Annotated in this window: 7 protein-coding genes and 1 tRNA gene; 2 read left to right on the top strand and 6 right to left on the bottom strand. The window is 38.1% G+C overall.

Annotated elements, in window-relative coordinates; all coding sequences use genetic code 11:
- Positions 1-15 precede the first annotated feature (15 nt).
- The 5 genes from AAC037_RS09865 to AAC037_RS09845 all read right to left on the bottom strand — a co-directional run bounded on the left by AAC037_RS09865 (position 16) and on the right by AAC037_RS09845 (position 6251).
- Positions 16-1017, bottom strand: coding sequence for an alpha/beta hydrolase (locus tag AAC037_RS09865; RefSeq protein ID WP_339902836.1), 1002 nt, complete (start codon positions 1015-1017; stop codon positions 16-18).
- A 443-nt stretch (positions 1018-1460) separates the two neighbouring features.
- Entirely contained in the window at positions 1461-2102 is a 642-nt protein-coding gene (gene hxpB / locus AAC037_RS09860) for a hexitol phosphatase HxpB (protein ID WP_339902835.1), read from the bottom strand.
- Between the two features lie 151 nt (positions 2103-2253).
- The gene (locus AAC037_RS09855; RefSeq protein ID WP_339902834.1) at positions 2254-4017 is read right to left on the bottom strand and encodes a hypothetical protein; all 1764 of its coding nucleotides are present in this window, start codon (positions 4015-4017) and stop codon (positions 2254-2256) included.
- A gap of 154 nt (positions 4018-4171) precedes the next feature.
- Complete coding sequence (locus tag AAC037_RS09850; protein WP_339902833.1) at positions 4172-5539, bottom strand: Gfo/Idh/MocA family oxidoreductase; 1368 nt, start codon at positions 5537-5539, stop codon at positions 4172-4174.
- Positions 5540-5681: 142 nt separating this feature from the next.
- Positions 5682-6251, bottom strand: coding sequence for a uracil-DNA glycosylase family protein (locus tag AAC037_RS09845; protein ID WP_339902832.1), 570 nt, complete (start codon positions 6249-6251; stop codon positions 5682-5684).
- A gap of 304 nt (positions 6252-6555) precedes the next feature.
- Here AAC037_RS09845 and AAC037_RS09840 point away from each other — a divergent pair, with 304 nt between their 5' ends.
- Positions 6556-7725 carry a hypothetical protein gene (locus tag AAC037_RS09840; protein ID WP_339902831.1) on the top strand — a complete coding sequence of 390 codons (1170 nt, stop codon included), beginning with the start codon at positions 6556-6558 and terminating at the stop codon, positions 7723-7725.
- 58 nt (positions 7726-7783) lie between these two features.
- On the opposite strand, the gene AAC037_RS09835 is transcribed toward AAC037_RS09840, so the two are convergent.
- Positions 7784-10534 carry a TonB-dependent receptor gene (locus tag AAC037_RS09835; protein WP_339902830.1) on the bottom strand — a complete coding sequence of 917 codons (2751 nt, stop codon included), beginning with the start codon at positions 10532-10534 and terminating at the stop codon, positions 7784-7786.
- Between the two features lie 364 nt (positions 10535-10898).
- On the opposite strand from AAC037_RS09835, the gene AAC037_RS09830 reads away from it, so the two are divergent.
- Positions 10899-10971 (top strand) — tRNA-Gln (locus tag AAC037_RS09830).
- Positions 10972-10984: the final 13 nt, after the last annotated feature.

Genomic DNA, 10984 nt, shown 5'->3' with positions numbered 1-10984 from the left:
CCCTAAAAAAACAAATTATTTTTTTAAGAAATTAATCAAAGGAGTGATAAAACCTTCGAAACGCTCAATATGGGGCAAATGACCAACATCAGAAAGTTCCTCCAACTCAGCATTTGGTATCCGGTTCTTAGTAATTTTACCTAATTCATCATATAAACCCATGGTTTTACTTAATTTCTCCGATACCAGATTTTTTCCCAATGCCGTTCTATCTCTGGTACCGATAATTAACAAGGTAGGCGCAGAGATATTTTTGAATTCGTACACCACGGGCTGGGTAAAAATCATATCGTATGTTAGCGCCGAATTCCAAGCTATGGTTTCATAGGATGAATTAAGCGTCCAACCTGCCAACAAGTTAACCCACTGATCGTATTCAGCTTTCCACTTATTGTCATAATAATTAGTAAGCTGGTATTTTTTTATTCCCTCATAATTCTTTTTCAATTCATTCTGATACCACCATTCAACTGGCTTATAGGGAACTTTGAGTTTCCAGTCTTCAAGGCCTATGGGATTCTCTAGAATAAGTTTTTCCGTAAAATTAGGATACATCAAAGCGAATCGGGTAGCCAACATCCCTCCCATGGAGTGGCCTAAAATGGCCGATTTCTCAATTTGTAATGCATCCAATATTGCCTTGGTGTTTCGGGCAAGTTGTTGAAAGGTATAATGGAAATTAGCCGGCTTAGAAGACTTCCCAAACCCGATTTGATCCGGAACGATCACCCGAAACCCCTCCTTAGTTAGGGCTTCAATCGTTGTTTCCCAATAAGCCCCATTAAAATTTTTTCCATGGAATAAAACAATATTTTTCCCATTGTATTGGTCAGGCTTCACATCCATATAGGCCATTTTCAAATCTTGGTCTTGAATGTTCAATGGCAAGTAAGAAACCGCATAGGGATATTGGTAATTTGAAAGCTCAATATCTAACCATCTCAAATTGTCATCCTGAGCTGAAGAGTACTGATAGCTACTCAAAAATAGGATTATGATTAATATTCTTTTTGTCATTTCACATTCATTATAGTGTCTCTCTAATCATATATGTTATTTGGGCACATAATATAAACCCTTACCCTTTCCTCACATAAGGGTTTAATCATTCGATTTTTGCCGTAAAATCATTCGCAATCCAATTGTAATTTTTATATATAGCATCCTACCGGACAGAAATTAGAATTGCATTAAAAATTAAATTTGTATTTATTTCCCACAAATTCCCGTCCAAGATCATAAGACAACCCCCCTCTAATGTTATCAATACACCTACAGGAATTGGCAATTGAACTCATACCACTCATCAGAACCCTATTTGGTCAAGAGCTCAATCTTGAGAAAAATGAATTATTAAAGCAGGGATTAATTCGAATTTTTTGAGATTAACTGTGAATTTGATTGCTCAGAAAATCCAAGTAGTAAATTTTGGCTCAATAATTAAAGTTGCTAATTACCAGTTAAAATGGTATCGCATCCATTTCAAAGCTGTCTATTTGATGGTCTGAAATTTCAAAATTTCTGACTTTACCCCCATTGGTAAAAGCAATGACCTGCATTCCTGCATTTTTTGCGGCCAACATTCCTGAATAGGAATCTTCAATTACTAAGCATGCATCAGGGTTTGCACCCAACTTTTTAGCAGCACTAAAATAAATGGAAGGATCCGGTTTCCCTTTAATTTCAGCGTCAGCAGATAGGGCTACATCGAATAAATGTAATGCATCTAATTTTTTTAAAACAACAGGAATAATTCTTTGTGGGGAGTTTGTTGCCAAACCAATTTTATACTTTTTCCCTTTTAATTTTTCGATAAAGGATTTTACCCCTTTAACCAAACAGTCTTCAGACTCAATGAAAGCAATAACCCTTGAGACAACCAACTGTTCGACAACTTCTAAAGAAACACCTCCCCAAGGGAATCGCTCATACCAAAATCGGGTAACCTCATAAGTAGTCATGGATTTGGTCAGCTTAGCACCTTCTTCTGTAACCTCCACCCCCAGTGATGTAAATACCTCATATTCAGCTTTATTCCAGTAACCTTCTGAATCGACCAACACGCCATCCATGTCAAAAATAACAGCCTTGCAATTTTCCATGAAACTATATTTATTGAACAAATAATTTATTGTAGTTATAAAAATTCATCAAAGCAATTAATTCAAATATTGCATAACAAAAAGCCCCTTTCCAATAAACTTATATTGGTAAGGGGCCCCTAAATTAAAAAATTGAGATTAGAAAAAAATTTTATACCAATTGAAAATTTAGTTTCATTTCAGCCAACTGGGTTTTTACCCTTTCCAGAACTAAGGTGTTTTCCTTGGTCCAACTGTCTTTAAATTCTTGGTAATAAGCAATGCCATCAGATAAATTCTTCTTAAATTTAATTATATAAGCCTCCATTTTCTTACCATTTTCAGGCATGGCATTTTCTAAGTCTGACCTTAGATGCTTAATATAAAGTTGTAGTTCTTTTACAAACACATGAGGTCGTTCAGGGTCCAATCTCAAGTTCACCTTTCCATAAATATGATCGACCATTTCTTTTAAGCTGAAAGAGCCTTTGAAATAGGCCAAATTCGGACCGGGGCAAATGGTTACGGCATTGAGGTTTCTCCGAGGAGTTTCCCCAGCACTTAAAAGGGCGGGAGCCCCCAAGCCTTCACAAAGACAATCTTTCTCCAACACCTCGTTTAGTTCCGAATCAGCAATCTCTCCTGCTTCCCTCTGTTTGATTTTCAGGTTTTGATATTGTCTAGAGGCTGTACAGATAGGCTTGTCTGTAAACTCCACATTAGACGATAGCAGTTTTTTATAGCAAGGACTTCCCGGCCTTCCTTTGGCAATTCTCTCCTTCCGCTGTGCTTCCGCAGTGCTCGTCCTTAAGTTGTTGAATGGAACACCCAAAGGTGAGGCCCTGCTCAAATAAAAGTCTGACTTTTTGGCCTTAAGCAGCTTTTCGAAAGTATTCTTATCTACACTCGTTGCTTCAGGAACAAGCAAAAATGGACTCCCCCAACCAGTGCCATCCAATGCATATTTCTCCAAAAGCATCCGGTTTTCATCTGAATTACCAATACCTCCCTGATAAGTGATTCTAGGCTGAGCTCTTGAATTCAATAATGGCCTGTTCTTTTTTATTAGAGCGGCCTGACAGATCGTCAATACATCATTGCAAAGGTTTCCCCTATTCGATTTGAATTGATCAAGAATTGGGCCTGCAAGGAATCCATCTGTGGCAAAAGCATGTCCACCACAATTCAAACCGGATTCTATTCGATACTCGTTTACCCATAATCCTTTTTTTGCTAAAAATTTCCCTTGAACTAGTGCTGAGCGGTAATCAGAGACTTTCAAAATAATGGGCTTTCTAATGTGTCCATTTTCATCTGGAAAGAAATCTTCAAATTGCTCCGCATAGCCATATAAAGCAGGGTTCATGCCTGCAGAAAAAACCACTCCACCTCTAACATCACTTTCTGCAAAGCCTTTTAAAGCCAATAAAGCATCTGAATACTCCCTAGGCAAAACGTTTCCTTCTTTGTCATAATTGAGCTTGTCCACTTTGGTCATTATATTGACATCTATACTACCCGGCTCAATGGCCTCCCTAAGTGCTTCTTGAAGGTTCAATTTTTTATTACCTGTAGCAAGCTTCATATTTAAGTAAAGGGAACTAAGGGGATGATCAAAGGGCAACAAATCAAAGTATTTGTCTATTTCCTGCCCTTCTCCAAAATTTTGCCTTTTCAATTCCTCAACCTGCCGATCAACTTTCCGCTGCAAAAAATTTAGGTACGTCTTGATCCTTTTTGCTCTGGAGTCAGGAACCTTTTCAGAAATTGGTTCAAACTCCTTTTCAGGCGTATAATGGCTACGCATATCTTCCAGCAGCTGATCATCCATTATCGAGACTACGGAGGAAATGCCAAAACGTGCAACTTTTAATGGGGTATCTACAGTAAAACCCAAACCCATTACAGGGATATGGAAATTATGAATTTGAGGCATATTGGTAAATTTGATTAATTTCTTCAGACGTATAAAAGACCGTTTGAATGAATACAAAATTACCCTCATTCCTTCCCCAAAATGCTTAGCTTGCTCAGTTCATTGACTGACTTTTATCAGGTATTTTGATAAAAGTTCTTTTAGGATAAAAAAATCAGCCTTTCAGGCTTTGATAGACTGCACCCCATGGTTCCCTCATTTTTCTGCTAAGCAATTGGTTGGCTGCAAAATTACCCTTGAACTGTTCTTTTTCAGGGTCCCACAATAAATCTTGCTCCAGCATCATGGCAATATTCCCCAGATGTGCAAGGGTAATCGATCGGTGACCTATCTCTGCAGGTGCAATGGTTTCCTCTCCGGAATAGATACAATCTATAAAGTTCGTAAAATGATTGTCACTAACATACAGTTGGGTTTCATCAGAACCAATTACAGTGTCTTTTAGACTTTCAGGGTTTATTTTATGATCTCCTCTTGTGGCCCAAGCAGACCCTTCTGTTCCTTGGAAGGTTACACCAAAATCTTTGTCACTTTGGATAATTAATTTTATACCATTGTCATAGATGCACTCAAAATAAAACCTGGTAGCCGTATTCCATACCGGATGATCTGACCAGACCGCTTGGGCATTTTGAATTTTCACAGGGCCTGTGAGCTCAGTACCCATTCCCCACTGGGCAATATCCGGATGATGCCCTCCCCAATCTGTTACATTTCCTCCGGAATAATCCAAATTCCAACGAAAATTTACATGGGTTCTGCAAGGACTATAAGCTGCTTCCGGTGCAGGCCCTAACCACATGTCATAGTCGAAGTCTTTGGGAACCGGAATGGTCTCTGTCAAGTGACCCGTCTTACCAAAATCAGGAGTGCCTCCGGGTAACCCGCAAGATACGGTATGCAACTCCCCTAACCTACCATTTCTCGCCAGCTCACAAACTCTTCTAAAATGATAACTGGATCTTTGCTGGCTTCCCGTTTGAAAAGTTACACCGTACTTTTTAACGGCATCACTCATGGCCCTACCTTCTTCTACCGTCAGAGACAATGGCTTTTGACAGTAAATGTGCTTTCCTGCAGCTGCAGCCATCATCACTGGGATAGAATGCCAGTGGTCAGGTGTAACCACCTCCACTGCATCTATGTCTTTATTTGCCAATAATTCCCTAAAATCTGTGTAACCGCTTGCAGACTGATAACGCTTATTGTTTTTTTCTGAATAATAATCATTTACTACCTGCATGATATAATCTCGTCCGGCTACTTTGCCATTCCAATAACCCGGACTTTTCTTGTTGACATCACAAATGGCAGTAACCTGAACACGCTTGTCTTTCAAAAAGTCTTTAACATCATTTCCAGCTTGATTGCCCGCACCGATAAAACCCAAATTTATTCTATCAGAAGGTGAGACAAAACCATTTTTACCCAAAGCAGATCCAGGAATAATGGTTGGAATGGAAAGCAGGCTTCCTGCTAATAAAGTCGATTTTTTTAAAAATTCACGTCTTGGGTTTTTCATGCCTCAAAATAATGTTATTTAAAAAAATAGACAAATTATATTCTAAAAAAACGACAAGAAACCATACCACATTGCTATAAAACATAGAGAAATAAAATTCTAATAAGGCAATAATAGATAGGTTTATCTATAAAACTTCCGGTCATAAGAGGGCATGCACAGCAAGTTGTAAAGCAGGCACAACCTCTTCTTCAAACCATGGATTTTTCATTTGCCAGATTCTATTCCTGGGTGAGGGATGCACTAGGGGGAAAAATTTAGGAAGATAATCTTGGTAATTTTTAACGGTTTCGGTTAAGTTTTTCTTCTTTTCTTTTCCCAAATAATAACGTTGGGCATACTGCCCGATAAGTAATACCAATTGAATTTTCGGCATTTCACGCATCAAGTCAGGATGCCATTTTGGGGCACATTCAGGTCTAGGTGGAAGATCCCCTCCTTTGCCCCTTCCGGGGTAAAAAAATCCCATCGGCACAATTCCAAAAATTTCAGGATTATAAAATAGATCCTTGTCTACATCCATCCAAGCGCGTAAGTTTTTTCCACTTACATCGTCCCAAGGCAGACCACTTGCATGCACTTTGGTCCCAGGTGCCTGCCCAACGATCAGGATTTTACTATTTGCATGGGCAGACAATACTGGTCTTGGACCTAAAGGAAGAAATTTCTCGCATAGGGTACAAGCGCGAATTTCTTTAAGCAGTGCTTCCATAAATGTGGTTCATTTATAAATTACAAACCTAACCATTTAAAGTCAAATGCTCTAATCAATAAAGCATTCGTTAGGGGCATTTGTACTGAATGCTACTCGGTGAATAACAAAACCAAAAACAGAATCCAAAAGTCAAAACTCTCTAAAAACAAAATATGTATTTATGTAAGTATAGCAGAATATTAGTGTATCCATAAAGAAAATAATTCCATCAAAACTATATTTTATAAAAAATATCAAAATCATAAAATCAACTAATCTCTTGTATTTATAAATTATAATTATTTATTTAGTTAAAAAAACAATGAAACGCTCTCTGAATTTCAACTTCTTATCCTATGCCATCTTCTCTCTTGTTCTTCTTTCTTGTGAACAGGAAAAAGCAACAACAACCAAGCTATCACTTGAAATTACAGACAGCATTCGCATCGATTATTTAGGAGTACTTGATTTTATGGATATCCAACCCAAGAGTGAGCGGATATTGTTTCACGACAGACAAAGAGGTATTATTTTAATGACAGATTTCAAAGGAAATCTGTTGCTTAGAATGGAAAAAGGTGGTGACCAAAAGGACAGCTACGGAGGTTTTTTATACAGCGCTGCCAAAATTAAAGATCGTGAGGACATTTCTCTGGTTTCACAAAATGGTTTTTTTGAATATGATGCTAATGGAAACTTAATCTCGCACCGAGCCTTTTCAAAAGATCCTCCATTATTGGCCGGCCGTGCAGCTGCAGATACTGAATTAATGGAACATAAGGGGCTATTTTACCAAAAAGGATTGGTTGCATGGGGAAAGTACAATAAAACAGAAGATGAGTATTACAATCAATTTCAACTTTTGGTGAAATTTGACCCTAAAAAAGGTACTGCAGAACGAATCATTAACCTTGAAGAAGACAGCCCTTTCCGAAGTACCGGAAGGGCCTATGAAATTTCCGAGATGAACCCATCCTTAACCATTTTGGGTGATAAGTTGTTGGTCATTGCCGGAACAGATCCATACCTTAATTTCTACGACATTGATTCATCTCACCAATTGTTGAATAGAAAACGGATCGTCTATCCCAATTACCATATGGGCGAAGGTGCAGACCGGTCAAAGGCAGATCCAAAGGCCATCGCCTTCGATGAATCTGCAGGGCGCACCTACATCTTAAAAGTTTACAAAGATTACCTTATCACCTCTTTTTCTACCGGATATGAACCGGCAGATAGAGAAGCCTATAAAGCCATCAAGAACAGAGAAGATTACAGCGATTTTAAGAATAAAATAAAAAATAAATACCAACCAGCCTTATTCCTAATGAATCACCAGGGAGAAGCGTTACAAAGTTTAGCGCTTCCGGACAAATTGGATCACCGTCAATTCTTGGTACGCAACGGGTCGCTTTGGTGGCTATCCAAATTCAATACGGATAAGGAAGAGGACTTTGTGAAAATTTACAAGGTGGAAATCATAGAAAAATAGGTGACCCATTTCTGAGTCACCTATTAGGCCTTAGCCAGGTTAAACCTTATGTGTGGATCTATAAAGCCATGTCATAACCTCCAAACCTTCTGAGGTTATAGGTAACTGTAAGCATAAAAAACTGTTTTAAAACCTGTGTCCTGACATCTTCTATGTACACATCCGTAACATTTCTATTAATACTTGCGTTTTGATTGAACAAATCAAAAACGGTAAGCTTAATTTCAGTTTTATTGCTAGGTGGAATTCTATAGCCTATATCCATATTTGCAAGCAGAATACTTCTATCAAACGCATCGCCCAGGCCTGTATAAAGCTGGTGATTGAGACTTGTGCCTACAAATACACCTCCAACAAAATTCCAGAATAGATCCGCTTTGGTGCTATGGGTGTAATAATTGTTCTCCAAACTTTCTTGTAAACTACTTCTCACCCAGTTAAAAGTCCCACGGGAGGAAAGGTTGAAATCCACGCTTTCACTGATATTACTACTTAGGTTAATCCCTTGCCTGTAAGAAGTATTGTTATTGTTATTCAATTGACCATTAATTATGCCCGGTCTGTTTCTTGTGGTAAAGCTTGAATTAATACTCAGGTTACTTTTCATGAATTTAAGAGGGAAACCATAACTACCATAAACCCTAAAAACATAATAATTGTCAAGGTTTACCGGTTTTCTAAATTGTCCTCCTTGAGCCAAGGTTATATCGTTTTGTATGAGCGTATCCTGAGAGGCTATAAAGGTTTCATTGCCTATATAATTGTTTCTTATATTTCCATAAAGAAAAAACATCCATGACCTATTGGTCTCGGGGTTTATAATCCTAAAACGTGTAAAAAGCCTATGACTGTACTCTTGATCTAATTCAGGGTTACCTGAGGAAAGTTGCAATGGATTGGCATTGCTGATCACATCCTGCAACTGACCGATGGATGGGGCGTCGGTATCCGTATTGTAATCAATTCTCAAGGAACTGAACTCTCCCGTTTCATAATTGATAACTGCTCTAGGTAGAAAATTGGAAAATGATTTTTTTGTATTTTCAAACCCCGGAAACAGCCTATCACTGTCTATATGAGCAGATTCGTAATTAACGTTGCTATAAAATGAAAGCTTTTCTGTATTAAAACTATAACCCACGCCTCCTCTATGGGTAATATAACTATTCTCAAACCTATTGGTCAAAGCACTATCTATCTGGATAAGCCCTGTTTCTGCCTCCTGAATTTCTACGTCCTGTCTTGTATTCGAGCTATTGTTTGATACCCGGTATCCAAAACGAAGACGCGATTTCTCACTAAGCGGCTCATAAAACCTAACTCCCGCATTGTAATAAAAACTATTGTATTTATTATCCTTGAATTGGATCAGGGAATCAATGCTGCTATCTTGAAAACTAGTGGCCACCGATACCAGATCAGAATTACTATCACTATTGTATTTACTGGTATAGACAAAGGTAGAAAAAGCCCTTCCCTCTTTGTTAAATTTATACCTGTAATTCAAGGAGTTGGCAAAACTCATGGATTCTCGAGAAGAGGTGGTCTCGTTCTGATTTCTATTGATGAAAGTATTTTCATCATAAAGATTATAGGCATCCAAAAGGTTTACAGAATTTCTATAATCCAATCCTATTCTTGGCCGAAGAACCAAGGCATGTTTTTCGTTGATTTTATAATCTATCCTCGCACTAAACCTGTGACTTTGCGTTTTTGTATGGTAGTTTCTATCTTCATTATAAAGCTGAAGACTATCATCAGGTAATATATACTCTCTGGATGAAGTCCTATTCAGCACATTATCTCTGTCATTAAACAGGTAATTTCCTGAAACTTTTAATTTTTCATCCAAGTATTCATCAGAGAAATTAGCCCCCAAGGCATTGGTATTCGTAATTCCGGGCAACTCACCTACAGTTAGTCCGTCACTACTTCCTCCACTACTGCTTTCCAAGCTTCCTAACTCATCTCCTCCAAAATTTTGCTGATTGATATTATTGCTCAGTCCTAAAATGGATAACCTTTTGGCACCATTGAAGAAGTTCATATTTCCTCCTCCAATATAATTATTGTCTGTACCATAGCCTCCATAAAATTTACCAAACCTACCGGCACGCATATCCGGCTTGGTTATGATATTAATCGTTTTAATGGTTTCACCATCATCAAAGCCTGTTAATTTTGCTTCTTCACTTCCTTGGTCCAGAAACTCAATTTTAAGTACAACTTGTGCCGGAAGATTTTTTAAGGCCGCGGCTGGGTTGTCACCAAAGAAAGGCCTACCGTCCACCAAAACCTCTTTTACCTCTTCACCTTGCACCTCAATAACACCATTCTGGATTACCACTCCGGGCATTTTCCGAACCAGTTCATCCGCATCTGCTTGTGGTCTGGTTTTGAAGGCATTGGCATTAAAAGCTACTGTATCGCCTCTGACCTCCCCGGTGAGGGCATCTGCTGACAATTCAAATGCTTCTAATTCCTGTCCATCACTTACAATTTCAAAAACCCCCAAATCACTTCCTTCAGGGGAGGTCATTTTTTGTTGAAAGGTCTGGTAACCTATAAAGGAAAGTTCTAATAAAAATTCCTTAACTACGGGTCGGTTTATTTTAAATTTTCCATCAAAATCAGTGTAAGAAGATTGAAGGGTTTCCCCATCTTGGTTTTTTATAAAAACATATGCTCCAAATAATGGCTCCTTTGATTGACTGTCTATAATGGTTCCTGTAAACTGTTGCTGAGCAAAAATTCCGGAAATGGTGGAGAAGAAAAGAAATACTATTAATAAGGGGGATTTGAATGACATGAATGAATAAATTATGGAAATAGCAATTGGCTTGTTTTAAATCGCCAGCAAATTGACAATACATCCATAACATTCAAATGACAATTATGCCAAAGTGAATCTGACAGGTTTGTAAGGCAAATTAACTAGATAATTATTGACCTCGTTTATCGGAGATGTTCCTTCACAGGTGATAATTGCATCAAAAACGCTCTAATGAAAAAAAATATGCTTTTATCATATCTAAAAAGATAAAATTTGTTTCTGAGAATTAGCGATTTAAAGGTTTTGGAAGAAAATTCTTCGAAATGGGATTTGCATTAAAAAAAAAGACCTGTTACATTTGTCACACTAAAAAAGAGCAAGTCTTTTGAAGTTTAATGATTGGCCGATGGTGTAACTGGCAACACGTCTGGTTTTGGTCCAGAAGAGTCCAGGTTCGAGCCCTGGTCGGCCAACAGTCCAAGTCCC

The organism is uncultured Cyclobacterium sp. (assembly GCF_963976465.1).
Lineage (GTDB): Bacteria > Bacteroidota > Bacteroidia > Cytophagales > Cyclobacteriaceae > Cyclobacterium.
Note: the sequence above shows the minus strand (reverse complement) of the source record. Positions and strands in the feature narration are given on the sequence as shown.